The organism is Sphingomonas sp. HF-S4 (genome assembly GCF_032911445.1).
In the GTDB taxonomy this organism is placed as follows: Bacteria; Pseudomonadota; Alphaproteobacteria; order Sphingomonadales; family Sphingomonadaceae; genus Sphingomonas; species Sphingomonas agrestis.
In genome coordinates, this window is sequence record NZ_JAWJEJ010000001.1 from 309,190 (window position 1) to 332,500 (window position 23,311).

Genomic DNA, 23,311 nt, shown 5'->3' on the forward strand with positions numbered 1-23,311 from the left:
CACCCGCCCCCGACCCCTCCCTGCAGGCAGGGAGGGGAGTTACGTTCACGCCACCCCGGTCACCACCTCGTCCTCCAGCGCATTGGTGACCTTCGATCCCCACAGCGCGTAGAACAGCACGTAGAGTTCGCAGATCGCGCAGATGATGAACGATTCCTGCAGCCCATAGGCGTCGGCGAACTTGCCCTGGAAATACACCAGGGCGCCGCCCGCGATCGCCATGATCAGCAGCCCCGAACCTTCTTCGGTCAGCGGACCCAGGCCCTTGATCCCGAGCGTGAAGATCGTCGGGAACATGATCGAGTGGAACAGCCCAACCGAGATTAGCGACCACATCGCGATCGGGCCATGCGCGAAGGTGGTGATGACCATCACTACGAACGCCAGCGCGCTGGCCACCGCAAGTACCGTCTCGGCCTTGACCGAGCGCATCAGGAACGCGCCGATGAAGCGGCCGACCATCATCCCGCCCCAAAGCAGGAACAGGTAGTTCCCGGCCTGCTGGTGGGTGAGGTTGCCGATGTCGGGCTTCGAGACGAAATTGACGAAGAGGTTGCCGACGCCGATTTCGGCAATCAGGTAGATCGCGATCGCCGGCACGCCGAACACGAGATTGCGATGCTTCCACAGCGAGTGGTTCTTGCGGTCCTCGCGCGAATGGCGCGAGACGGCATTGCCCATCGCAGGAAGCTTGAAGCGGGCGATCACCACTGCGAGGACGATCAGCACCACGGCGACGATCAGATAGGGCAGCTGTACGGTCTGCGCATCGGCAAGCCGCTGCTCCAGCGTCAGCGACGCCGCGCCGCCCTCGGTGGTGCCCGAGACGCTGCGGCCGAGGATCAGGTACGCGCCGAACAGCGGGGCGAAGGTGGTGCCCATCGAATTGAACGCCTGGACCAGGTTGAGCCGCGAGGACGAACTCTCCGCCGGGCCGATCACCGCAACATAGGGGTTCGCCGCGACCTGGAGCAAAGCGATGCCCGATGCGATCACGAACATCGCAGTCAGCACGACATAGTAGGACAGCAGCATCGACGCCGGGATCATGATCAGCGCGCCGACCGCCATCACGATCAGCCCGGTGACCATCGACTTCTTGTAGCCTATCCGCTCGATGATCTTGGCCGAGGGGATCGAGGCGACGAAATAGGCGATGAACCACACGCTCTCGATCAGCGTGGTCTGGGCATAGCTGAGCACCATGACGCTGCGCAGATGCGGCAGCAGCGTGCCGTTGATGACGGTGATGAACCCCCACATGAAGAAGAGCGTCGCGAGCATCGAGAGCGCGGCGCCATAGGGCGCGCTCGAGCCCGACGGGGCACCGGCACGGGGTGATACTGGAACGGCTGGCATGGGGTGGTTCTTCTCCTGGGAAGGCTTGTTCTCAGCGTGCGAGCGGCCAGCCGTCGCGCGTCCAGCCCAGCGGCTGGATGCGGAGCGTCGGCGTGCCTTTCGCGTGCGTATCATAAGCGTGGTAGACGATGTAATCCTGCTTGGGCTCGCGCAGGATCGCGACATGTCCCGGCCCGACGAAGCGCTTCGATGGATCGAGATCGGCATGGAGGACGCGCGTGCCGCCGCCCTCGGTCAGCTTCTTGCCCTCGCGGTCGAGATACGGCCCCTTGGGATCCTTCGACCGCCCGACCACGGTGTAGTAGGTGCTTTCGGCGCGCCGGCAGCAGAAATCGTAGGAGGCGAACAGATAATAGAATCCGGCTCGCCGGATCACGAACGGCGCCTCGACTGCGCCGGGGCTCGGCCGCCGGGCGATCGAATGCACCGTGGCGTCCCCAGCGGCACGTAGCCCGGTCCTGCGATCGAGCCGGACGAGCTTGAGCCCCGACCAGAAGCTGCCGAACGCCATCCACTGGCCGCCCTTAGGGTCGGCAAAGACGGCGGGATCGATCGCATTGAAGTCGTCGCCTTGGCCCGATGCGATCACCTGGCCCCGATCGGTCCACACGGGCTTTGCGAGCGAAGGGCTGGTCGCCAGACCGATCGCCGAGCGATTCTTCCCGAAGGTCGATATCGAATAATAGAGGCGGTATTCGCCCTGCGCGAAGACGATATCCGGCGCCCAGATGCCCCTTGCGCCCGGCACTGCGTCCTGCACCCAGCCCGGCATCTGCGCAAACACCGAGGGCGCCCGCGTCCAGTTCGCCAGGTCGCTCGATGTGCGGACATGTATCAGCCCTTCGCCTTGGCGCTCTTGGCTGGTGGTGAACACATAGTAGCGCGCGCCCTGTCGGATAATCGCAGGGTCGTGCGCCGGGGCGATATCGCCGGCAAGGCTGATTGGCGCGGGCTGCGCCGATGCCGGAGCGCCAGCGAACAGCGCGAGGGCAAAGCCCTGCATTACAGGGCAGCGCGCACGAGCAAGCACGGACGTCAGCACGTTTCAGCCCTCCCTCTCGCCCGCAGCATCATTGCCATTAGTCAGACAAAAATACGAAATACGCCGCGCGGCGCAAGCGCTTCGTCGTGCAGGATTGTTTGGCGGTCAAGTGCTTGTAATGGCTGATAAAGCAGCGCGATAGGCAGGCTGCTCCCCGCGCTTTGCCATCCGGCGAGGATTGATTGCGCACCCGCTGCGCATATAAGTCTGACTATTATTCGAATCGGAAGAGGATCGGTCATGGCGTTCAGGCTCGTGCAGTTTCGGGATGGTGCAGGCGCGCGGGGCGTCGCGGCGTTTCTCGAGAACGGCGCGGTGCGGCTGGACGGGGTGAGCACCACGTACGAGCTTGCGCTCGCCGCGATCCGCCAAAGCATCTCGCTCGAAGCCGCGGCGCGCGCGCGGGCAGGGGCACCCGTCGATCTCGCGGCGGCCGAGGGCGAAGGCCGGCTGCTCGGGCCGATCGACCATCCCGATCCCGCGCATTGCTACGTCACTGGTACTGGGCTCACCCATCTCGGCTCGGCCGAGGGGCGCGACAAGATGCACAAGGCGGCAGCTGGCGGCACGCTCACCGATTCGATGCGGATGTTCAATATGGGGCTCGAAGGCGGCAAGCCGACCGACGGCAAGCCCGGCGTCCAGCCGGAATGGTTCTACAAGGGCGATGGCTCGTCGCTGGTCGGCCCCGGCGAGCCCATGCCCTCGCCGCATTTCGCGCTCGACGGCAGCGAGGAGCCCGAGATCGCCGGCATCTATCTGATCGACGACCAGGGCCAGCCGCGCCGCCTCGGCTTCGCGCTCGGCAACGAATTCTCGGACCACATCATCGAACGCGGCAACTATCTCTGGCTTGCCCATTCGAAGCTGCGTCACGCCTCGCTCGGCGCCGAACTGCTCGTCGGCGAGTTGCCTGCGGATGTCCGCGGCACCAGCAAGATCGTCCGCAACGGCGAGACGATCTGGGAGAAGCCGTTTTTGTCGGGCGAGGCGAACATGTCGCACGCCATCGCCAATCTCGAGCATCACCATTTCAAATATGCGCTTTTCCGGCGCCCGGGCGATCTCCATGTCCATTTCTTCGGCACCGCGACGCTGTCTTTCTCCGACGGGGTCAAGACGCAGGAGGGCGACGTCTTCGAAGTCCTCGCCGCGCCGTTCACGCTGCCGCTGCGCAATGCGCTCCAGACCTTGCCGGAAGACGATGCGGGCCGCGTAATTCCGCTTTGAATCACCTGCAGACGTGAAGTTAACGAGATAAATCAGCCGCCGGCCCGTCGCGTCGGCACCAAAGAGGGGATGTTGGATGAAACAGTGGAAGCAGGGCCTGTTGTCGGTCGCGGCCACGATTACGATGGCCGCGCCGGCCCTTGCGCAGGCGCCGGTGCCGGTTACCGTCACGGTCGATACTGCCAAGGCGGGGCCCAGGATCGAGCCCGGCATCTACGGCCAGTTCGCCGAGCATCTCGGCCGCGGCATCTATGAGGGGCTGTGGGTCGGCACCGATAGCAAGATTCCCAACACCAACGGCTATCGCAACGACGTGCTGGCGGCGCTCAAGCACATCAAGGTGCCCGTGGTGCGCTGGCCGGGCGGCTGCTTCGCCGACGAATATGACTGGCGCGACGGCATCGGCCCCAAGGCAAAGCGCCCGGTCCGTATCAACCGCCACTGGGGCGGCGTGACCGAGGACAATGCCTTCGGCACCCACGAGTTCATGAACTATTCCGAGATGCTCGGCACCGACGCCTATGTCGCGGGCAATATGGGCTCGATGGGCCCGCGCGAGATGAGCCAGTGGGTCGAATACATGACCGCGGAGCAGGGCACGCTCGCCGAGGAGCGCAAGAAGAACGGCCGCGAAAAGCCATGGGCCGTCAAATATTTCGGCGTCGGTAATGAGACCTGGGGCTGCGGCGGCAGCATGCGTCCCGAATATTCGGCCGATCTCCACCGCCGTTATGCCGAGTTCGTCAACGCGCCCGCCGGCCAGCCCAAGATCGTCAAGGTCGCCAGTGGCGCCAATGCCAGCGACTATAATTTCACCGATGTGATGATGCGCCAGGCGCGCGATCGTATGAACGCGCTCAGCGTCCATTATTATACCCTGCCCACCGGCAAGTGGGACAAGAAGGGCGCCGCGACGGGCTTCAACGAAGACGAATGGGCCTCCACGTTGGGCCGCGCGCTGTTCATGGACGAACTGATCACCAAGCATGTCGAGATGATGGACAAGCACGATCCGCAGAAGAAGGTCGCGCTCTATGTCGACGAATGGGGCACGTGGTACGATCAGGAATCGGGCTCGACGCCGGGTTTCCTCTACCAGCAGAACAGCCTGCGCGACGCCGAAGTCGCGGCGCTGACGCTCAACATCTTCCACCGCCACACCGATCGCGTGAAGATGGCCAACATCGCCCAGATGATCAACGTCCTCCAGGCGATGATCCTCACCGACAAGGGCCGGATGCTGCTCACCCCGACCTATCACGTCTTCGACATGTACGTGCCGTTCCAGGGCGCCACGCCGTATGCCGCGGACGTGAAGGGCCCGACGTACGAGCGCGCGGGGTTCAAGGTGCCGATGGTCGACGTCTCCGCCGCGCGCGGCGCCGACGGCCGGATGTATCTGTCGCTCACCAACACCGATCCGAACAAGCCGGCGCGGGTGACGACCAACCTCAGCGGCAATGCCCGCGGCCGCATCCTGACCGGCCCGGCGATCGACACGCACAACACGTTCGATCGGCCGAACACGATCATGCCCGCGCCCTATTCGGCGCGCAGCCAGGGCGGCAAGCTGACCTTCGACTTGCCGGCCAAGTCGGTCGTCGTCGTCGCGGTCGACTGAGGTGCTGACGCGGCGGTTGTTCCTGGGTTCGGCGAGCGCATTGGCGCTCGCCGGCCCGGCCTTCGCCCGGGTCGCGGTTGACGAGAAGCCGATCAAGGCCCGGCCGCTGCCGCTCTCGGCGGTGCGGCTCGGGCCGTCGGTCTATCGCGACGCGGTCGACACCAACCGCCGCACTCTGCTGTCGCTCTCCCCCGAGCGGCTGCTTCACAATTTCTACAAGAGCGCTCGCCTGCCCACCAAAGGCGAAACCTATGGCGGCTGGGAAGCACGGGGGATCGCCGGGCATACGCTCGGCCATTATCTCTCCGCGCTGTCGCTGATGTATGCCCAGACCGGCGACGCCGCGGTGCGTGATCGCCTGCGCGGTACCATCGCCGAAATGGCGCGCATCCAGGCCGCGCACGGCGACGGCTATGTCGGCGGCACCACCGTCGAGCGCGACGGCAGGACGGTCGACGGCAAGATCGTCTTCGAGGAAGTGCGCAAGGGCGAGATCCGCAGCGGCGGGTTCGACGTCAATGGCGGCTGGGTGCCGCTCTACACCTGGCACAAGGTCCATGCCGGGCTGATCGACGCCGTGCGGCTCGGGGACGTGGACGCAGCAATGCCGGTGATGCTCGGCATGGCCGGTTATCTCGCGACGATCCTCGAAGGGCTCGACGAGGTGCAGATGCAGAAGCTGCTCGCCGCGGAGCATGGCGGGCTCAACGACAGCTATGCAGAGACCTATGCGCTGACCGGCAATCCGCGCTGGCGGCGGCTCGCCGAGCGGATCTATCACCGCAAGGTGCTGGCACCGTTGGCGGCGGGCAAGGACGATCTTCCCGGCCTCCACGCCAACACCCAGATCCCCAAGCTGATCGGCCTGGCCCGGCTCTATGAGCTGACCGGCGAACAACGCCATGCCGATGCCGCGCGCTTCTTCCACCGCACCGTCACCCAGCATCACAGCTACGTCATCGGCGGCAACAGCGAGCGCGAGCATTTCGGCGCGCCCAACCAGATATCGACTCGGATCACCGAGCGCACCTGTGAGGCGTGCAACAGCTACAACATGCTCAAGCTCACTCGCCATCTCTATGGCTGGGAGCCGGATCCGGCGCTTTTCGACACGTACGAGCGAATCCATATCAACCATCTGCTCGCGCACCAGGATCCGGGCACCGGGCAGTTCGTCTATTTCATGCCGCTGAGCGCTGGCGCGCGGCGCACCTATTCGACGCCCGAGGACAGCTTCTGGTGCTGCGTCGGCTCGGGGCTCGAAACCCATTCCAAGCATGGCGAAAGCATCTACTGGCACGACGAGACGACGCTGTTCGTCAACCTGTTCATCCCCTCGACCGCCGAGTGGAAGGAGCGGGGGCTCAAGGTCGCGCTCGATACGCGCTTCCCGTTCGGCGAGACCGTCACGCTCACCGTGACCCAGGCGCCGCGCGACCCCGTTGCGGTCAACATGCGCGTTCCCGGTTGGTGCGCGACGCCGGCCCTGCGGCTTAACGGCGAGAATGCTCCGATCCAGGGCGGCAGCCGTTACGCCACGGTCTACAGGAAGTGGAAGGTTGGAGACCGGATCGAGCTTGATTTGCCGATGCGGGTGCGCGCCGAGGCGACGCCCGATGACTCGCGGATGGTCGCCTGGCTGCATGGGCCGATCGTGCTGGCCGCAGATCTCGGCCCCGCCGACAAGCCGTTCGACGGGCCCGTGCCGGCGCTGGTGATCGGCGACACGATGGCCACGCTCGAGGCCGAAAATCCCGCCGAGCATCGTTTCCGGCTTCCCGATGCGCGGCCTGCGCCGCTCTCGATGGTGCCCTTCTTCCGTCAGTATGATCGTCGCACCGCGGTCTATTTCCCGCGCTTCACCGCCGCCGAATGGAAGGCGGAGGAAGCAAGCTTCCGCGCCGAGAGCGCCACGCGCGCCAAGCTCGCCAAGCGCACCGTCGACGTGATCCAGCTGGGCGAGATGCAGCCCGAGCGCGACCACGACTATCGCTCGAACCACAGCGACCTGTTCTCCTGGGGCGGCCGAAGCGCGCGCCAGCTTCCCTGGGGCACCGGCAATTATCTCGAAATCACCCTCGCGGTGCGCCCCGGCCCGATGCTGCTCAGCGTGCTCTATTGGGGCGAGGAGGTGGCCAAGAATTTCGACATATCGATCGATGGCACGCGCATCGCCAACGAACGCCGCGCGGCGCCGCCCGAGAAGCGCTTCGTCACCGTCGACTATCCGATCCCTGAAGCGCTCAGCCGCGGCAAGGACCGCGTCACTATCCGCTTCGAGACCAAGGGCACCGACGCCTTTATCTACGAAGCCCGCACGCTGGAGGCCAAATGAGTCTCACTCGCCGCCATGCCCTCGCGCTGCTCGCCGCCACCCCGGTCGCCGCCCAGGCCCGCTCTCCGCGTAACTTTCGTTACCTTGCCCCGCGTCCACCGATGGGCTGGAACAGCTGGGACAGCTTCGCAGCGACGATCAACGAGGAGCAGGCTCGCGCCAACGCCGCGGTGATGGCCTCCAAGCTGCTCCCGCACGGCTACGACATCTTCACCGTCGACATCCAATGGTACGAGCCCGGCGCCACCGGCTTCGACTATCGCGTCGGCGTCGAGCTGGCGATGGACGCCAACGGGCGGCTGCTCCCCGCGCTCAATCGCTTCCCCTCGGCCGCGAAGGGCAGGGGCTTCAAGCCGCTCGCCGACTATGCCCACCGCCTCGGCCTCAAGTTCGGCATCCACCTGATGCGCGGCGTCCCGCGGCTGGCGGCCGACCGCAACCTGCCGATACTCGGGGCCAGGCATCGTTGCGGCGACATCGCGGACCGCGTCAACATCTGCACCTGGAACTCCGACATGTACGGCGTCGACATGTCCAAGCCCGGCGCGCAGGCCTATTACGACAGCGTCTTCAAGCTGATCGCGTCCTGGGGCATCGACTTCGTCAAGGTCGACGACATCTCGCGCCCTTATCATCGCAACCAGCCCGAGATCGAGGCGATCCGCCGCGCGATCGACCGCAGCGGCCGGCCGATGGTGTTGAGCCTCTCGCCCGGCGAGACTGCGCTCACTGCCGCCACGCACGTCGCCGAACACGCAAACCTCTGGCGGATCAGCGACGATTTCTGGGACGAATGGAAGCTGCTGTTGTCGCAGTTCAAACGCCTCGCCGACTGGGCGCCGCACCTGCGCCCCGGTGCCTGGCCCGATGCCGACATGCTCCCGCTCGGGCTGCTCGCGATGGGCAAGCGCCGCACGCGCTTCACCCCCGACGAGCAGCGCACGATGATGACGCTCTGGTCGATCGCCCGCTCGCCGCTGATCATGGGCGGCGACCTGCGCGCGCTCGATGCCGACACGCTTGCGCTGCTCACCAATGACGAGGTGCTTCGGGTCAACCAGCACGGCAGCGAAGCGCGGCAACTCTTCCGCACCGGCAACCAAGTCGCTTGGACTTCGCGCGATGGCGATGCGCGCTATCTCGCGCTGTTCAACGTCGGCGAGACCGCGGACGAGGTCGCTGCCGACCTGACGGCGCTGGGCATTTCGGGCAAGGCGCGGGTCCGCCACCTGTGGGCGGGCAGCGACTTGCCCGATGCCCGTGGCCGCATTGCAGTCACGCTGCCGGCGCACGGTTCCGCGCTATACCGCGTGCGCTGAGGCGAAACCCTCTCCCCGAAAGGGGAGAGGGTAGGATCGTCTTTACGAAGCCTTGCCCGGCGGGGTCGGCGCCTTGCTCTCGGTGCCGTTGCACTCGCCGGTGCGGCGCGCTTCCATCTTCATGTTCATCGTGTGCGCCGACGCCGGCTGGCCGGGGATGCCCGCGCTCTTGCTGGTCATCGCGAGCTGGAAATTGTCGCTGGCGAACTTGCCGTCCATCGTCATGTCGATGGTCATGCCGCTGCTCTTGCACTGCATCTTGGCGTCGAGCTTGCCGTCGGCCATGGTGAACTTCTCGTAGGTGCAGTCCTTCTGGGCGCCGCCCGCGAAGAAGTCCGCTGCGGGCTTCTTGGCCTGCTCCGGCGTCAGGCAGCTTGCGAAGGGCGTGGCGGTGCCCATCGCGCTCTTCATCTGCGCGGCAGCCTCGGGGGGCATGCCCGGGATTTCCATGCTGAGAATGGTCGCGCTGCCTTCCCAGCGGCCCGGCGAGAGCTGCGGCGCGGCGCCGCTTGCTGCGACCTGGTTGGCAACTTCCTCGACGCTGGCATTGGTCGCTTCGACCTTCGAGCCCGAATTGCACGCGGCAAGCGCCAGCGGCGCGAGCAAAAGCAGCTTCTTCATCCAGATACTCCCTGTTGTGGTCCGCATAGAAACGCTGCGGAGCCGTAACAGTTGCACGTTAACTACATTGTGTAATTAACTGTAATAATTGCTATAATTATGACATTTCCCAAATTATTTCATTGCAGCGAAGGGGCGGGGGCCAGTACGCGCGTCCGCGCGCTCAGAACAGCATCGCCAGGCACCGAAGCGCCCGGCCGGCGCTTCGAGCGCCGGCCGATGTCGAACCCACCCCTTATCCTCCCCCCCGGTAGGGAGGGGAATAGGGTCTCAGTGATTGTGCCGCGGCACCCCGAAGGTCTGCGCCAGCTTCTGGTACTTGACTGCCGGCTCGAGCACCGCGCCGCTCTCTGCCTGGCCGACCACGGCGCGCTGCATCTCCTGCCAGGGCGTCTGGCTCGCCGGGAAGGCGAAGCCGCCCGCGGCTTCCAGCGCCTTGCGCCGCTCGGCCAGTTCTTCGTCGGAAATCAGCATGTTCGCGGTCCCCTTGCGCAAATCGATCCGCACCCGATCCCCGGTCTGCAGCAGCGCAAGCCCGCCGCCCGCCGCCGCCTCGGGCGAGGCGTTGAGGATCGAGGGACTGCCGCTCGTCCCCGATTGCCGCCCGTCGCCGATGCACGGAAGCGCGCCGACGCCCTTCTGGATCAGCTGCACCGGCGGGCGCATGTTGACCACTTCGGCGGCGCCCGGATAGCCGATCGGCCCCGCCCCGCGCATGATCAGCAGCGTGGTCTCGTCGATCCCCGTCGCGGGATCGTCAATGCGGTGGTGATAGTCTTCGGGTCCGTCGAACACCACGACCGGCCCTTCGAATGCGTCGGGATCGGCCGGATCAGAGAGATAGCGCGCGCGGAATTCGGGCGAGATCACGCTCAGCTTCATGATCGCGCTGTCGAACAGATTGCCGCGCAGCACCGAGAAGCCCGCAGCGTCCTTGAGCGGCGCATCGAAGCGGCGGATCACTTTCTCGTCCTCGATCGCCACGTCGCGGCAATTGTCACCGATGCTGCGCCCGTTGACGGTCAGCGCGTCCTCGAGGATCAGCCCCTGGCGCATCAACTCGGCGACCACTGCGGGCACGCCGCCCGCGCGATAATAATCCTCGCCAAGATATTCGCCTGCCGGCTGGAGGTTGACCAGCAGCGGCACGTCGCGGCCATGCGCCTGCCAATCGTCGAGGTCGAGCTCGACGCCGATATGCCGGGCGATCGCGTTCAAGTGGATCGGCGCATTGGTCGATCCGCCGATCGCCGAATTGACGCGGATCGCGTTGAGGAACGCCGCGCGCGTCAGCACGTCGCTCGGCTTGCGGTCGGCATGGACCATCTCGACGATCTGGAGCCCGGTGCGATACGCCGATTCCTGACGATCGCGATACGGCGCCGGGATCGCCGCCGATCCGGGCAGCGACATGCCCAGCGCCTCGGCTAGGCTGTTCATCGTCGATGCCGTGCCCATCGTGTTGCAGAAGCCTGTCGACGGTGCCGAGCTGGCGACAAGCTTGATGAAGCCCTGGTAATCGATCTCGCCCGCCGCGAGCAGCTCACGCGCCTTCCACACGATCGTGCCCGATCCGGTGCGCTCGCCCTTGTGCCAGCCATTGAGCATCGGGCCGACCGAGAGCGAGATCGCGGGAATGTTCACCGTCGCCGCCGCCATTAGGCAGGCCGGGGTGGTCTTGTCGCAGCCGGTGGTGAGCACCACGCCGTCGATCGGATAGCCGTAGAGCGTCTCGACCAGCCCGAGATAGGCGAGGTTGCGGTCGAGCCCCGCGGTGGGGCGCTTGCCGGTCTCCTGGATCGGGTGGACCGGAAATTCGATCGCGATCCCGCCCGCCTCACGGATGCCCTCACGGATGCGCTCTGCAAGGACGAGATGGTGGCGATTGCACGGCGAAAGGTCGCTGCCGGTCTGCGCGATGCCGATGATCGGCCGGCCCGACTGGAGCTCGTCGAGGCTGATCCCGAAGTTCATGTACCGCTCGAGATACAGCGCGGTCATGTCGGCGTTGGACGGATCGTCGAACCAGGCGCGCGAACGAAGCTTGCCGGGCGAGGTAGTGATATCTTGGGTCATGTCGCTTCGTCTGGGCCCTACGCGAGTGTTCTGATTAGTCAGACTATTGGCAAGGAAGTCGTGATTCCACAAGCGAGAAGGATCTTGCTTGTAAGGGCGGATGGCGCCGACCGCGGAAAGTGTGTTGCCGATCGGCCACGCTATCCAACCGTTCGCCGATGGGAACGTTCTCAGGCTGACATGGGATTGACAGAGAGATCCAAAGCGCCTCTTGACATCGTTGTCGGACGGGCCTTTTAGCTCGCAACAATATGTAACCGGTTACAATCCGGCCAGGAGAGGGACGAAGCATGTACCCGGGCGGCAATCGGGCAGCTCCCAGCGAATTAATTCGGCGAGAGGCCGGCAGACGCGATTCCTGCGATCCCCACGGGTTTGCAGGGCTGCGCAGCGCCCGCTCGCAGTATCGATCCAGACATTTCAGAGGCTTGCGCATTGAGCGCGGCGGACACGCAACGCAGCGGCGCTGACGTGCGTTCCCCGGCAATCGCAACGGCCGATCACCGGCCCCGGCGGGCCGACAAAAGCATAAAAGTACGCAGAAGGGACAGACACATGACGATCAAAAAGGGCACCAGCTTCCGGGCCTATCTGGCCGCAGCGACGATGCTGGCGGGAGGCGCAACGATGCTGCCGGCGCCGGCAGCCGCGCAGGTCACCACCGGCTCGATCCGCGGCCAGGTCACCGGCGCCGACGGCGCAGCCGCCGGTGGCGCGCAGATCACTGCGCGCAACACCGGAACCAACCAGACCTATCGCGCGACCAGCGCCGCCGACGGCCGTTACACGCTCAATGGCCTGCGCCCGGGCTCGTACGAAGTCATCGCCACGGCGGGCGACCAGACCGTCAGCGAGACCGTGACGCTCGGCATCGGCCAGTCGGCGTCGCTCGATCTCGCTGTCGGCGCGGAAGTCGCCGCGGGCGTGGATGAGGGTGGCGGCGAGATCGTCGTGGTGGGCTCGCGTCTTGCCGAGACGCGCACCAGCGAAGTCGCGACGAACGTGTCTCAGGACCAGATCCGCACCCTGCCGCAGACCGACCGTAACTTCCTGTCCTTCGCTGCGCTCGCCCCTGGGGTGCGCTTCAATGACAGCGAGACCAACAAGGGCATCCAGTCGGGTGCGTCGACCGCCAGCCAGGTCAACGTGTTCATCGATGGCGTCAGTCTCAAGAACAAGCTGCGCGAGGGCGGCATCGCCGGCCAGCAGAACAGTCGCGGCAATCCGTTCGGCCAGCTCGCCGTGCAGGAATTCCGCGTGCTGACCCAGAACTACAAGGCCGAATATGAGCAGGCTGGCTCGGCGATCGTCACCGCGATCACCAAATCGGGCACCAACGAGTTCCACGGTGAGGCGTTCGGCCAGTACACGGACAAGTCACTGACTCAGAAATCCTATCTCGACGTGCGCAATAACCGTCCTGAGCCGGCCTTCGAGCGCAAGCAGTACGGCGTCTCGCTTGGCGGTCCGATCATCAAGGACAAGCTGTTCTTCTTCCTCGCCTACGAGGGCAATGACCAGGATCGCGCGTTCAACGTCGACAGCACTGGCGATGCCGATTCGGTGGCGGAGTTCCAGCGGTTCTCCGGTCGCCAGCTCTCTGAGTTCGAGGGAGCGTTCGTCAGTCCGTTCCGCAGCGATTTCTACTTCGGCAAGCTGTCGCTGACCCCCGACGAGCGCAACACGGTCGACCTGTCGTTCAGCCGCCGCCAGGAAACCGACATCCAGGGTTTCGGCGGTAACACGGCGTATGATTATGCCGAGAACAAGCGCAACAAGGTCGACACCTATCTGTTCAAGTGGACCCATAACGCCGACAATTTCACCAATGAGTTCAGCGCGAACCTCGTTGATTATATCTTCAACCCGACGTCGCTGAATCCCGGCCTGCCGGGCTTCGAATATTCCGGCGTGATCCTGTACGGCGGCCGCGATTCGACGCGTCGTGAGAGCCAGCTCAGCCACACGCTGCGCAATGATCTGACCTATACCGGCTTCGAAGGTCATGCGATCAAGGTCGGCGCGCGCGTCGAGATCACCGATATCGATTTCGACAACCAGAACCTGATCCAGCCGCGCTACATCTTCCGACGCGAGCCCCAGAACAATCTCAACTTCTCCTTCCCGGCCGAAGCGCGGCTCGGTTTGGGTAGCGGACTGGTCCAGGGCTCGAACACCCAGATCGGTCTCTATGTCCAGGACGATTGGGACGTGACCGATCGGCTGCAGCTCAATCTCGGCGTTCGCTGGGACTATGAGACCAACGGCTTCAACAATGGCTATCGCACGCCCGCGAATGCTGCGGCGGCGCTCCGCGCGCTTCCCTCGACGCCGTATTTCAATCCCGAGAACTACATTACCGACGGCAGCGACCGTAGTCCTTTCGCCGGGGCAATCGCGCCGCGCTTCGGCTTCTCATGGGATCTCAACGGCGATCGCTCGACGGTGATCTTCGGCGGCGCTGGCCGCTATTACGATCGCAACAACTTCAACAACACCGTCGACGAGCTTTCGCGCACGATCAACCCGGTGGGCGTGTTCCGCTTCTCGACCGATGGCGCGCCGCGCGGCGGCCTGCCGACGATCGTTTGGAACCCTTCCTATCTCACCAGGGAAGGCCTGCTCGCACTGCGCGCCAGCGCGGCCGGCGCGGGCAATCCCGAGTTGTTCGCGGTCAAGAACAACGCCAAGCCGCCAGTCAACGACCAGATCAGCTTGGGCGTCCGCCAGCGGATCGGGATCTTCCAGGCCTCGGTCACCGGATCGTATCAGCGCGGCCGCAATGGCTACACGCACCTGTTCGCCACCCGCAACAACAACGGGCTCGGCGGCTGCTGCAACACCGCGCCGCTGGCACCCTTCGGCTATGCCAATGCGCTGATCGGCTATGACGGGCTCGACACCCGCTACAAGGCGCTCTTCGTCACGCTCGACAAGAACTATACCGAGGCGTCGGGCTGGGGCATCAACATCGCCTACACGCTGTCCAAGGGCGAGCAGAATGGTGGCGATCTGTTCAGTCTCGATCAGATCACCCCGGACGATTATGGCTGGCGTCCGCGTAACGGCGACGAGCGTCATCGTCTCGTGATCTCGGGGATCGTCGATTTGCCGCTCGGCCTGCAATTCTCGACGCTCACCACTTTGGGCAGCGGCGAGGCATTCCGGGTGACCGACGAGACCAACGGTGCCGATTCGGGCTTCAACCGCTTCACCGCTTCGTATCCGGACAAGAACTGCATCGGCGGCGTGTTCGCCTATTGCGAAGTCAATCTGTCGCTGGCGAAGAAGTTCAAGCTGTTCGGCGGCCATCAGGTCGAGGCTGCGGTCGATCTGCTCAACGCCTTCAACAACAAGAACTTCGCCGGATTCGACGACAGCTTCAACGACACGATCGATCCCGCAACTGGAAATGCAGTCAACCCGCTCGATCCGCCTTTGATCGGTCGTGATCTGCTGACCCTGCCGCGGCGCGTCCAGTTCCGTCTGGGCTACCGCTTCTAAAGAGCCCTCCCCGGCGGGGCGCCTTACCCTTTGTGCGCTCCGCCCCTTTCGCGGCGGCATGGACTTGCCTAGGCTTGGCCCATGCCGCCGCTTCTTCTTGAGATCTGCGTCGACGATCCCGCGGGAATAGCAGCCGCAATCGCCGGCGGTGCCGATCGCCTCGAATTGTGCTCGGCGCTCGAACTCGGCGGGCTGACGCCCTCCGCCGCGCTGCTCGGCCACGCGGTGCGCAGCGGCTGCCTTGTCCATGCGATGATCCGTCCGCGCGCCGGCGGGTTCGTGCTGGGCCAAGGCGAGGAAGCGCTGATGGTCGAGGAGATCCGCCTCGCGCTAGGCCAGGGCGCTGCGGGCGTGGTGATCGGCGCGCTCCGCCCCGATCGCACGCTCGACCGCGATGCGCTTGCACGCTTCCGCGATGCTGCGGGCGAGGCGACGCTCGTCCTCCATCGCGCGATCGACCTCACCCCCGATCCGGTCGCCGCGGTCGGTGAGGCCGCAGCGCTTGGCTATGACAAGATCCTCAGCTCCGGCGGCGCGCCGACTGCCGTCCAGGGCATGGCGACGCTTGCCGCGATGGTTGCCGCGGCCGGTACGCGCATTTCGATCATCGCCGGCTCCGGGGTGACCCCGGGCAATGTCGGGCAATTGGTCGCCGGGACCGGGGTCCGCGAAGTCCATGGCTCGGCCAGCATGTCCGGCCCGGACCCCGACGCTGCGGCCGTGCGGCTCGGCTTCGCCAGCGGACCGCGCCGCGCGACCAATCATGGCATTGTGGCGGGGCTGCGCGCCGCGCTTGCAGGAGGAACAGCATGAACGAAGCGATCTCGCGCCGCGGTGCGCTCGGCTTGGGCGCGACCGTCGCCCTCGCGGCGAGCGGCGCGGCGGCCAGTGAAGCCGACCCCGTCGCCATCGTCTCGACCTGGGATTTCGGCAAGGCCGCCAATGCTGCGGCGCTCGCCCGCTTGAACGCGGGCGGCACCGTGCTCGACGCGGTCGAGGCGGGCGCGCGCGTGCCCGAGGCCGATCCGACCAACCATTCGGTCGGCTATGGCGGCTATCCCGACCGCGACGGCCACGTCACGCTCGACGCGATCCTGATGGATGAGGACGGCCGTGTCGGCGCGGTCGCCGCGCTGGAGGATGTCGTGCACGCCATCTCGGTCGCGCGGCTGGTGATGGAGAAGACCCCGCACACCCTGCTCGTCGGCGAAGGCGCCACGCGTTTCGCGCTCCAGCAGGGCATGCAGCGTACCAAGCTGCTCACGCCAGAGGCAGAGAAGGCGTGGCGCGAATGGCTCAGGACCGCGCGCTACCGGCCCGTCGCCAATAGCGAGAACCTTCCCGGCCCGCCCGGATCGGCGCTCAACCACGACACGATCGGCATCCTTGCGCGCAGCCGCGACGGGCATCTGGCCGGAGCCTGCACGACGTCTGGCATGGCGTTCAAGCTGCGCGGCCGCGTCGGCGATTCGCCCCAGGCGGGCAGCGGGCTGTTCGTCGAAAGGGGCGTGGGCGGCGCGACATCGACCGGGGTCGGCGAGGAAGTTACTCGCATCGCCGGCACCGCGCGCGTCGTTGCTTCGATGCGTGCAGGGCTTTCGCCGCAGGCGGCGTGCGAGGAAGCCGTCCGGCACATTGCCCGTCTGCGCGGCGACGCGATCAAGGGCATGCAGGTCGGCTTCCTCGCACTCGGGCAGGACGGCAGCGTCGGCGCTTTTGCGCTGCTCCCCGGCTTCACTTATGCAGTCACTCGCCATTCGGGAGCGGCCGAAGTGCTGCCCGCCAAGAGCCTGTTCGCGGCCTAGCCCAGCCAGCCGCCCACGAACCCCGCCATCTTGAGCCCGCGGCGGATCGCGGGTTCGCCATGCATGTGGCGCCAGACGAAGTCGTTCCGGTAATTGGCGGCCTGGAGCAGGATCGGCCCCTGGTCGATACCGAGATAATCGTCGTCGACCCAACCCTTCACCGGATCGACCGAACCCTTTTCTGGCTGCACGTCGGTATATTTGAAGCTCGGGTTGAACGAGTCGAAGAAGCCGTATTTCCCGTACAGCCGATCACCATGCTCGCGGCGCAGCGCCTGTGCGCAGGGGATGACGATCTCAGGCGCAAAGGGCAGGGAACCGAGCGCCGCAGTCGGCGCCAGCGTGCCGTCGTCGCGCTCGTCGGGCTGGCCGAGCGGCCCGCGCGCGGCATAGCCGAAGAATTCGCGCGTCTCGCCCTTGAACGGCAGCCGGTGGTCGCCGGGACCGTCACAGGCGGTGATCCCCCAGACATCCTTAGACCAGCCGTCCCAGCGCTGCGGATTGGCCGCGCAATAGGCTCGGTTGGCATAAGTCGAGCGGCGGCTGTTTTCGAAATAGTCGAACCCGGCTTCGCGCATCGTCGCGTCCTGAATGCCGCGGAAGTCGATCCATATCTGGCTGTATTGGTGGCCGAACATCGGCGCGAAGGCGAGGTGGCGGGTGGGGCCTTCACCGCGCCAGGATTTGGGGTAGCTGGAAGTCCAGACTTGCCAACTGTCGGCGGGCAACGGATGTTGTGGTGCGCCTAGGCCCAGCACATAGACGCACATGCCCTCGTTCATGCCGGTCCAGTTGGCCGGGATCAGCCCAGTTTCGGGGTGCCAGCCCATCGACACCGGCTTACGCCCGTCGCTGCGGAAGAAGTTCCAGTCGGCGCGGGCATAGATCGCCTGGGCGCGGCTGCGTATTTCGGCTTCTGATTCGTCGTGGCGATCGTAGTAGCGGCCGGTGAACAGCACTCCCATCAGAAGCAGGCAGGTATCGACGCTGGAGAGCTCGACCTGCCGGAAGCGGTGCCCGGTCTCCATGTCGAGGAAATGGTAGAAGAAGCCCTTGTGGCCCGCGGTGCCGCTCGTCTGGGGGCCCTGCGGCGCGTTCCACAGGAAGCGCAGCGTGGTGAGGGTCAGGTCGCGGGCCTCCGCACGCGTGCACCAGCCGCGCTCGACGCCGACCGCATAGGCCGTGAGCGCGAAGCCGATCGAGGCGATCGAGCAGAAGCTCGGCGTCGGCCAGCGATCGGGGACGAGCCCGTTCTTGCGGTTCACCGTATCCCAGAACCAGCGGAAGGTCCGCTCCTCGATATCCTCGTAGAAGGCGGGCAGGCTGTTGCCCGCGGGCGCGCCGCCGGGCCGCGCTACCGGCGTGCAGGCGGGCAGGGCCGTCACCGCGGCGAGCAGCGACGAGCGGTTAAGCAGGGTACGTCGATCGATCATCTTGTCCTCAGATTGCCTAGGCGGCCCCGGTTCGGGCGGCAGTGGTCGCGCGGGCCACAAGCTCCGGCGCATGAAGCTCGATCGGTGCGCCCGGGCCCTTGCCTTCGAGCATGTCGATCAGCCGCGAGACCGCGCGCGCGCCGATCTCGGCGATCCGCACCTGGATCGTAGTAAGCGCGAGGTAGCGCGCCAGCGGCACGTCATCGAAGCCGGCGACGGCAATATTCTCGGGCACGCGCTTGCCGGCCTGCCGCAGCGCGTGGAGGCAGCCGATCGCCATCATGTCGTTGGCGGCGAACACCGCGTCGCAGGGCTCGCCGCTGGCCAGGATTGCCAGCGCCGCGGCTTCACCCGCCGCCTCGTTGAAGTCGCCCGCGATCACGCGCACCGGCATGTCGGGGGCCAGTTCGGCGAGCGCGTCGCGAAAGCCCTCCAGCCGCTCGCGTGCATCGACATTGCCCTCGGGGCCGGCGATGTGGACGATATGGCGATAGCCGCGCTCTAGCAGGTGGCGGACCATCGCCAGCGCGCCGGCGCGATTGTCGAGCCGCAACGCGGGGCGCGACGCGATCTCGCCCGGCGCGTTGATCAGCACCGCCGGGAGCGCGGCGGGCAGCGCTTGCGCGAGCGCCTCCGGTGGGATGTGCGGCGCCATCACCAGCAGCCCGTCGACGCGCCCGCGCATCGCACGAAGTGCCTCGGCCGCCTGTTCGCTGTCGTCGTGCATGTTCGAGAGCAGCAGGAGGTATCCGCGCCGGCTCGCCTCGCGATCCATCCCGCGCACGCATTCGGAGAAGAACTCGCCATGCAGGTCGGGGAGCACCACGCCGATCGCATGCGCGCGCGCCAGGCTCAGGCTGCGCGCGCCGGCATGGGGCACATAGCCCAGCTCCTTGGCGGCGGCGACGATCCGCTCGCGGGTCTCGCCGCGGACATTGTTGAGGCCGTTGAGCGCGCGCGACACCGAGGCGACCGATACTTCGGCGCGGCGGGCGACATCGCGGATGGTGGCCTCTCCCATTTTGCTCCTGCTGTTTCCGGTCCCACGCATCTTTCCTACGTTTCAGACCGCAAGGGCGATTGCAATCCTCGCCCGGCACACGTTATGTAACCGGTTACGGAACCCCGCGCCAAGCAAAAAGATTGTGCAGCGGCACCGTCGATATTCTGGCGCGTTCGGATCGAGCGCGCCGAGCAGGGAGGGATAGAACATGTTCGACACCAAGATTTCGCGACGCGCGGCGCTGATGGGTGCAGGCGCGGTCGCGGCTTGGGTCTCCAGCCCGGCGCGCGCGCTGTTCCAGGCGGCCGCCCGGCTGCCGGTCCCCGCGTTCATCGACGGCCTTGTCGCCCAGATGACGATCGCCGAAAAGGCGGGACAGCTGACGATCATGCCCGCGGCCTGGGCCGGCGGCGTTGCGGTCGCGCTCAATCCCGCCGGCAACGGCCCCGGCTTCGACCAGCAGCTCGAAGAAGTGCGCCAAATGCAGATCGCTGGCGTGTTCAACGGCAACGGTGCCGAAATGGCGCGGCGGATGCAGACTGCTGCGATGAAGGAATCACGGCTCAAGATCCCGCTGATCTTCGCTGCCGACATTATCCACGGCCACCGCACGATCTTCCCGGTGCCGGTGGGCGAGGCGGCGAGCTTCGATCCCGATCTTGCCGAGCGCACCGCGCGGATGGCGTCGTACGAAGGCGCCGCGTCCGGCATCGACTGGACCTTCGCGCCGATGGTCGACATCGCGCGTGACCAGCGCTGGGGCCGCGGGATGGAAGGCGCCGGCGAAGATGTCCATCTCGGCAATTTGATGGCGGCTGCGCGTGTCCGCGGCTTCCAGCGCAAGGATCTAAAGGCGCTCGATTCGATGATGGCCTGCGCCAAGCACTTCGCCGCCTATGGCGCGGCCGAGGCGGGGCTCGATTATAATACCGTCGATGTCTCCGAGCGCACGTTGCGCGAAATCTATTTCCCCCCGTTCCAGTCCGCGCTCGGCGAAGGCGCGATGACCTTCATGGCCGCGTTCAACGAATTGTCGGGGGTTCCGGCCACCGGCAATGAATGGCTGATGCGCGGCGTGCTGCGCCAGGAATGGGGTTTCGAAGGCTTCGTCGTCTCCGATTACACCGGCGACATGGAAATGATCGACCACGGCTTCGCCAAGGATTCGCGCGAGGCGGCCAAGCTTGCCTTCCTGGCGGGCGTCGACATGAGCATGACCAGCGGCTTCTATCGCAAGCACCTGCCCGAGTTGGTCGAGGCGGGCGAAGTGCCGGTGGCGCGCGTCGATGAATCGGTGCGGAAGGTGCTGGCGATCAAGGCGGCGCTCGGGCTGTTCGACGATCCGTTCCGTCGCATCGACGTCAAGCGCGAGAAAGCGCGCTCGCGCACCAAGCCGGCGCAGGCGCTGGCGCGCGAGGCGGGACGCAAGTCGATCGTGCTGTTGAAGAACGACGGCGACCTGCTGCCGCTGCCCAAGTCGGGCAAGAAGATCGCAATCATCGGCCCGTTCGCCTCGGGCAAGCACGACCTCAACGGGCCGTGGGTGGTCTATGGCAGCAACGACTACGCCATCGACCTTGCAGAGGGTGTCCGGGGCGCAGTGACCGACAAGGCCAGCGTCACGGTGACCGCAGGCTCTGGTGTTGACGAAGTGCTGCCGGGCGGGATCGACGCCGCAGTCGCCGCCGCGCAGGCTGCAGATGTCGTGCTGCTCGCGATCGGCGAGAGCGAGAACATGTCGGGCGAGGCGCAGTCGCGCGCCGAGATCGTCGTGCCGCCCGCGCAGCAGGTGCTCGCCGAAGCCGTCGCCGCGACCGGCAAGCCGGTGGTCGTCGTGCTCAAGAACGGCCGTTCGCTGGCGTTGCAGGGTGCGGTGGCGGATGCGCCGGCGATCCTCGTCACCTGGTTCCTCGGCACCGAGAGCGGCAACGCCACTGCCGATGTGCTGTTCGGCGACTACAGCCCCTCGGGCCGCCTGCCGTGCAGCTTCCCGCGCTCGCCGGGCCAGCAGCCTTATTATTACGCGCACAAGCCCACTGGCCGGCCCAATCCGTCCGACGACAAGCTCGAGCCGTACAAGGCGCATTACCGGGGCATGCCCAACAAGGCGCTCTATCCGTTCGGCCACGGGCTGACCTATGGCAGAATCGAATATTCCGGGCTCAAGGCAGCGCCGAGCCTGGCGTGGGACGGCGAACTGACGGTGAGCGCGACGATCACCAACCGCGGCGCCCGCGCGGCGGAGGAAGTCGTCCAGCTCTACATCCGCGACCGCACCGCGAGCATCACCCGCCCGGTCCGCGAGTTGAAGGCCTTCCGCAAATTGAAGCTTGCGCCGGGTGCGTCGGAGACGGTGACCTTCAAGCTCAGCCGTGCGCTGCTGATGTTCATCGGCCGCGATAACAAGCCCACCGTCGAGCCGGGCACCTTCGACGTCTGGATCGCGCCGTCGGCCGAAGCCGAGGGCGTCCACGCCCAGTTCGAGTTGATGGCCTGAATCAATCCTCCCCCGGAGGGAGAGGGGGACCGCGAAGCGGTGGAGGGGTAGCTCTCCACGAGCGTCATAGCCTGAGGCGCGCTACCCCTCCGTCAGCTTCGCTGCCACCTCCCCCTCCGGGGGAGGATTTGTCATCGCGCCAGCCCCTTCAAAATCCGCGCATGCGCGCCCTTGCCCAGCGGGTTGAGCAACATCACCGCGCACGACAGTATTAGCGCGCCCAGCGGCACCAGTGCGATCGTCCAGCGCATCGCCGCCAAGGTTGCCTCGCTCTGTGCCTGGTTGGCGACATAGCCCGCGCTGTCGAAGCCCAATCCGAGGATCGCGGTCGCCACGCCGATCGCGACGCGCTGGAGCAGCGCCGCCATGCCGAACACCGCGCCCTCGACGCGCAAGCCGGTCGCTTGCTCACCATATTCGATCGTGTTGGGCAGCATCGCCCAATAGGCGAAATGCAGCCCGACGATCAAGGCCTGCATCCCCACCAGGAACAGCTGCATCGCAAGCGGAGTCGCCATGTGCACCTTCGCGAACAGCGTGAGCCCGGCCATGCACGCGCATGCCGCGACGAACCACAGCGCCCGCGTCCCAAGCCAGCGCTGGAGCAGCATCCACAAGGGCACCGCCAGGCCGCTCACCACGCCCATCCACGCCAGCGCGCTCTGCCCGGCATCGTCGCTGCCGAGGAAATATTTGAAGTAATAGAGCACCGACTTGTTGAGCATGGTCACCGCGACGATCATCGCCATCATCGCGAGGTTGAGCGTCACGAACGCGCGGTTGGCGGCGAGGCTGGCGAGGCTCGCGCGCACCGAGGGCGGGGCAGGGGCGGCGGGCACCGCATCCTCGCGATAGGTCGCGCCGACCAGCACCAGGATCCCCGTCCCGAGCACCGCGAACAGCACCGCGGCCCATAGATAGCCCTGCGCCGCGACGGCATCGCCGCCGATCCACATCCCGATCGGCACGGTCCCGCGCGCCACCACCACCCATGCGAGCGTCCCGAACAGCATTCGCGCGCCCGCGACGAACGCCCGATCGCGGCTGTCGGTGCTGATCCGCGCGCCCATCGCCAGATAGGGCACGTTGATCGCGGCATAAGCGGTGCGGAACAGCAAATGCCCGATCACCACCAGCGCCAGCCCGACCGGCCCGGTGCCGAGCGGCGCATAGGTCAGCACGCAGGCTAGTCCGAGCGGAACGCTGCCCAGCATCAGCACCCGGCCATAGCCGCGCTTGGGGGGGCGCCGATCGGTCACCTCGCCCGCGACGAAGCTGGCAATCCCGTCCCACACCGACGCGACCGTGTAGATCGCCGCAGCGGTCGCCATCGGCAGCCCCAATGCGTCGGTATAATAGAAGAGCAGGAAGAGCATGATGCTCTGCCAGTAGAGATTGAACGCGAAGTCCCCGAAGGCAAACAGGACCAGGCGGGCCTTGATCGATAGCGGACCGAGCGTCATGCG

The 23,311-nt window shown here is 66.1% G+C and carries 16 protein-coding genes; 8 read left to right on the forward strand and 8 right to left on the reverse strand.

The genetic code is table 11. From position 1 onward, the window contains the following. Positions 1 to 45: 45 nt before the first annotated feature. From RZN05_RS01465 to RZN05_RS01475, 3 genes are all read right to left on the reverse strand, one after another. Positions 46 to 1,359, reverse strand: coding sequence for a sugar MFS transporter (locus RZN05_RS01465; protein ID WP_317224851.1), 1,314 nt, complete (start codon positions 1,357 to 1,359; stop codon positions 46 to 48). Between the two features lie 31 nt (positions 1,360 to 1,390). Continuing rightward, entirely contained in the window at positions 1,391 to 2,362 is a 972-nt protein-coding gene (locus RZN05_RS01470) for an arabinan endo-1,5-alpha-L-arabinosidase (protein WP_317224852.1), read from the reverse strand. 80 nt (positions 2,363 to 2,442) lie between these two features. Further along, a complete protein-coding gene (locus RZN05_RS01475) occupies positions 2,443 to 2,643 on the reverse strand; it encodes a hypothetical protein (protein ID WP_317224853.1) in 201 nt (66 codons plus the stop codon). On the opposite strand from RZN05_RS01475, the gene araD1 reads away from it, so the two are divergent. From araD1 to RZN05_RS01495, 4 genes are all read left to right on the forward strand, one after another. Further along, positions 2,642 to 3,631 carry an AraD1 family protein gene (gene araD1, locus RZN05_RS01480; protein ID WP_317224854.1) on the forward strand — a complete coding sequence of 330 codons (990 nt, stop codon included), beginning with the start codon at positions 2,642 to 2,644 and terminating at the stop codon, positions 3,629 to 3,631. The two genes, RZN05_RS01475 and araD1, sit on opposite strands and share 2 nt — an antisense overlap. A gap of 76 nt (positions 3,632 to 3,707) precedes the next feature. After that, the gene (locus tag RZN05_RS01485) at positions 3,708 to 5,252 is read left to right on the forward strand and encodes an alpha-N-arabinofuranosidase (RefSeq protein ID WP_317224855.1); all 1,545 of its coding nucleotides are present in this window, start codon (positions 3,708 to 3,710) and stop codon (positions 5,250 to 5,252) included. Between the two features lies 1 nt (position 5,253). Beyond that, positions 5,254 to 7,587 (forward strand): glycoside hydrolase family 127 protein, encoded by a 2,334-nt coding sequence (locus RZN05_RS01490; protein WP_317224856.1) that lies wholly within the window; start codon positions 5,254 to 5,256, stop codon positions 7,585 to 7,587. Next, a complete protein-coding gene (locus tag RZN05_RS01495; RefSeq protein WP_317224857.1) occupies positions 7,584 to 8,906 on the forward strand; it encodes a glycoside hydrolase family 27 protein in 1,323 nt (440 codons plus the stop codon). Before RZN05_RS01490 ends, RZN05_RS01495 begins: the two co-directional genes overlap by 4 nt. A gap of 42 nt (positions 8,907 to 8,948) precedes the next feature. Here RZN05_RS01495 and RZN05_RS01500 read toward each other — a convergent pair whose 3' ends face one another. Continuing rightward, positions 8,949 to 9,527: a DUF3617 domain-containing protein gene (locus tag RZN05_RS01500; RefSeq protein WP_317224858.1), complete on the reverse strand. Its 579-nt coding sequence runs from the start codon at positions 9,525 to 9,527 to the stop codon at positions 8,949 to 8,951. A 270-nt stretch (positions 9,528 to 9,797) separates the two neighbouring features. Then, positions 9,798 to 11,603 carry an IlvD/Edd family dehydratase gene (locus RZN05_RS01505; protein ID WP_317224859.1) on the reverse strand — a complete coding sequence of 602 codons (1,806 nt, stop codon included), beginning with the start codon at positions 11,601 to 11,603 and terminating at the stop codon, positions 9,798 to 9,800. Between the two features lie 555 nt (positions 11,604 to 12,158). On the opposite strand from RZN05_RS01505, the gene RZN05_RS01510 reads away from it, so the two are divergent. From RZN05_RS01510 to RZN05_RS01520, 3 genes are all read left to right on the forward strand, one after another. Next, entirely contained in the window at positions 12,159 to 15,107 is a 2,949-nt protein-coding gene (locus RZN05_RS01510; RefSeq protein ID WP_317224860.1) for a TonB-dependent receptor, read from the forward strand. An 81-nt stretch (positions 15,108 to 15,188) separates the two neighbouring features. Continuing rightward, complete coding sequence (locus RZN05_RS01515) at positions 15,189 to 15,920, forward strand: copper homeostasis protein CutC (protein WP_317224861.1); 732 nt, start codon at positions 15,189 to 15,191, stop codon at positions 15,918 to 15,920. Continuing rightward, positions 15,917 to 16,912 (forward strand): N(4)-(beta-N-acetylglucosaminyl)-L-asparaginase, encoded by a 996-nt coding sequence (locus tag RZN05_RS01520; RefSeq protein ID WP_317224862.1) that lies wholly within the window; start codon positions 15,917 to 15,919, stop codon positions 16,910 to 16,912. The genes RZN05_RS01515 and RZN05_RS01520 overlap by 4 nt, the downstream gene beginning before the upstream one ends. Here RZN05_RS01520 and RZN05_RS01525 read toward each other — a convergent pair. Continuing rightward, positions 16,909 to 18,345, reverse strand: coding sequence for a glucoamylase family protein (locus RZN05_RS01525; protein WP_317224863.1), 1,437 nt, complete (start codon positions 18,343 to 18,345; stop codon positions 16,909 to 16,911). The two genes, RZN05_RS01520 and RZN05_RS01525, sit on opposite strands and share 4 nt — an antisense overlap. Positions 18,346 to 18,361: 16 nt before the next feature. Next, positions 18,362 to 19,366, reverse strand: a complete 1,005-nt coding sequence (locus RZN05_RS01530) for a LacI family DNA-binding transcriptional regulator (RefSeq protein ID WP_317224864.1) — start codon at positions 19,364 to 19,366, stop codon at positions 18,362 to 18,364. Between the two features lie 190 nt (positions 19,367 to 19,556). Between RZN05_RS01530 and RZN05_RS01535 the strand changes: the two genes are divergently transcribed. Then, the gene (locus RZN05_RS01535) at positions 19,557 to 21,845 is read left to right on the forward strand and encodes a glycoside hydrolase family 3 N-terminal domain-containing protein (protein ID WP_317224865.1); all 2,289 of its coding nucleotides are present in this window, start codon (positions 19,557 to 19,559) and stop codon (positions 21,843 to 21,845) included. A 131-nt stretch (positions 21,846 to 21,976) separates the two neighbouring features. Here the strand turns inward: RZN05_RS01535 and RZN05_RS01540 are convergent, their stop codons facing one another. Further along, positions 21,977 to 23,308 (reverse strand): MFS transporter, encoded by a 1,332-nt coding sequence (locus RZN05_RS01540; RefSeq protein ID WP_317224866.1) that lies wholly within the window; start codon positions 23,306 to 23,308, stop codon positions 21,977 to 21,979. Between the last annotated feature and the right edge of the window lie 3 nt (positions 23,309 to 23,311).

What these genes read in the sequence shown, in the direction of transcription:
- RZN05_RS01465 (WP_317224851.1), bottom strand. Translation starts at nt 1,359, where the DNA reads ATGCCAGCCGTTCCAGTATCACCCCGTGCCGGTGCCCCGTCGGGCTCG.
- RZN05_RS01500 (WP_317224858.1), bottom strand. Translation starts at nt 9,527, where the DNA reads ATGAAGAAGCTGCTTTTGCTCGCGCCGCTGGCGCTTGCCGCGTGCAAT.
- RZN05_RS01485 (WP_317224855.1), top strand. Translation starts at nt 3,708, where the DNA reads ATGAAACAGTGGAAGCAGGGCCTGTTGTCGGTCGCGGCCACGATTACG.
- RZN05_RS01530 (WP_317224864.1), bottom strand. Translation starts at nt 19,366, where the DNA reads ATGGGAGAGGCCACCATCCGCGATGTCGCCCGCCGCGCCGAAGTATCG.
- RZN05_RS01475 (WP_317224853.1), bottom strand. Translation starts at nt 2,643, where the DNA reads ATGACCGATCCTCTTCCGATTCGAATAATAGTCAGACTTATATGCGCA.
- RZN05_RS01515 (WP_317224861.1), top strand. Translation starts at nt 15,189, where the DNA reads ATGCCGCCGCTTCTTCTTGAGATCTGCGTCGACGATCCCGCGGGAATA.
- RZN05_RS01535 (WP_317224865.1), top strand. Translation starts at nt 19,557, where the DNA reads ATGTTCGACACCAAGATTTCGCGACGCGCGGCGCTGATGGGTGCAGGC.
- RZN05_RS01510 (WP_317224860.1), top strand. Translation starts at nt 12,159, where the DNA reads ATGACGATCAAAAAGGGCACCAGCTTCCGGGCCTATCTGGCCGCAGCG.
- RZN05_RS01470 (WP_317224852.1), bottom strand. Translation starts at nt 2,362, where the DNA reads ATGCAGGGCTTTGCCCTCGCGCTGTTCGCTGGCGCTCCGGCATCGGCG.
- RZN05_RS01520 (WP_317224862.1), top strand. Translation starts at nt 15,917, where the DNA reads ATGAACGAAGCGATCTCGCGCCGCGGTGCGCTCGGCTTGGGCGCGACC.
- RZN05_RS01495 (WP_317224857.1), top strand. Translation starts at nt 7,584, where the DNA reads ATGAGTCTCACTCGCCGCCATGCCCTCGCGCTGCTCGCCGCCACCCCG.
- RZN05_RS01505 (WP_317224859.1), bottom strand. Translation starts at nt 11,603, where the DNA reads ATGACCCAAGATATCACTACCTCGCCCGGCAAGCTTCGTTCGCGCGCC.
- RZN05_RS01540 (WP_317224866.1), bottom strand. Translation starts at nt 23,308, where the DNA reads ATGACGCTCGGTCCGCTATCGATCAAGGCCCGCCTGGTCCTGTTTGCC.
- araD1 (WP_317224854.1), top strand. Translation starts at nt 2,642, where the DNA reads ATGGCGTTCAGGCTCGTGCAGTTTCGGGATGGTGCAGGCGCGCGGGGC.
- RZN05_RS01525 (WP_317224863.1), bottom strand. Translation starts at nt 18,345, where the DNA reads ATGATCGATCGACGTACCCTGCTTAACCGCTCGTCGCTGCTCGCCGCG.